This window comes from Pseudoalteromonas sp. TAB23 (assembly GCF_000498075.1).
In the GTDB taxonomy this organism is placed as follows: Bacteria; Pseudomonadota; Gammaproteobacteria; order Enterobacterales; family Alteromonadaceae; genus Pseudoalteromonas; species Pseudoalteromonas arctica.
In genome coordinates, this window is the sequence record NZ_AUTP01000329.1 from 1 (window position 1) to 1,143 (window position 1,143).

Here is a 1,143-nt window from a genome sequence, read left to right on the forward strand (position 1 = left end):
GATCTTGCGCGGCGGCTGTTTGCTGGCTCAGCTGATTAATTTTAGCCATGACTTTATTAACCGGACCCGTCACCTTGTCGATGATGCCGATTGAATAATTAAGCTTGTCTAACTTGCTGAGCGTGGCCATACATTACTCGCTTAGTGCTTGGCATATGCCGTTATTTACAGCAACTACAAAGTTTTCTTGCTGCTGCGTTTCGAGGTATAGCGCTTGCGCTAGGCTCTCTTGGGTGGCGGTAACCGCGCCAAAATACTTGGCGTGGTATGCCTGTAGCTGATCTAACCGAGACTTGCCTATTTGCTTGGCTCGGTCTTCGATTTTTTTACGGTGAAATTAAACTCCGGTTGGTACTCTTCAACAATGGCACCCACTAAAAATAATGCGGCGCCTGGCTGTTGCACTAGCTCTTTTAATTTTTTAGCGTCTTCTTGCACTACGGTGTTTAATACAAAGTTAGTTGCCGGCTGCACTTTGTTGTTTGGCTGCGTAGAGTTTATGTATTTGTTGTAGTCTGCTGCGTTTACGTTAAATGTAATTTCGCCTACCGGTGTTTCTAATGTGATTTTTTTCTCGAACGCCATGATTATTTACTCGCTTTAATGTCGGATTGATTTAGTAATGTGTATGTAAAATACGGGCCGTACTTGGCTGCTGATTGGTCACACAAATTAATGAACTCGTCAAAGTCATTTGGGTTAGCTAGCACTTGGCAACCTGCAGACCATTTATCAACTTGGGTTGATGTGGTTTTGCTGTTTGCTCGGTGGCAGTTAATACCAAAGTAACCCTGCTGTAGCTCGGCTTGTGGTGTGACTTCCGTGTCTAACTCGGTGTTTTTGTCGTTGTCGCGTAGAACAACAACAGGTTTGTGCTGCACTAGGGCGCGGTATTTGCCCTGGTGATAACCCAACTTCCATAGGCTTTTATGCTGCCCTGCAATTAGCACTGCGGTGCCACTTACATTCATTGGGTTGGTTCGCCAGTACGTTCCTGCGTCTGTTGTAGCTTTGTACTGCTTTAATTGCCATTCGCCACTTTGCTGATACAGCACGCAAATAACATCGTTAAAGGTATTGGCGCGCGTGTTGTTGTGGCGAATACCTATAATGTTTAGGTTTAATTCTCCCTCGAACACGCGG

General features: G+C 45.3%; 2 protein-coding genes (1 of these 2 only partly in view). Both read right to left on the reverse strand.

What is annotated here, in order from left to right:
* Window positions 1–297: 297 nt before the first annotated feature.
* Window positions 298–585: a putative phage tail assembly chaperone gene (locus L654_RS0122115; protein ID WP_010553474.1), complete on the reverse strand. Its 288-nt coding sequence runs from the start codon at window positions 583–585 to the stop codon at window positions 298–300.
* A gap of 2 nt (window positions 586–587) precedes the next feature.
* Window positions 588–1,143, reverse strand: the 3' portion of a protein-coding gene (locus tag L654_RS0122120; RefSeq protein WP_024609065.1) for a hypothetical protein. The gene runs 68 nt beyond the window's last position; the window shows 556 of its 624 coding nt (coding positions 69–624); its start codon lies beyond the right edge, outside the window; it ends in the stop codon at window positions 588–590.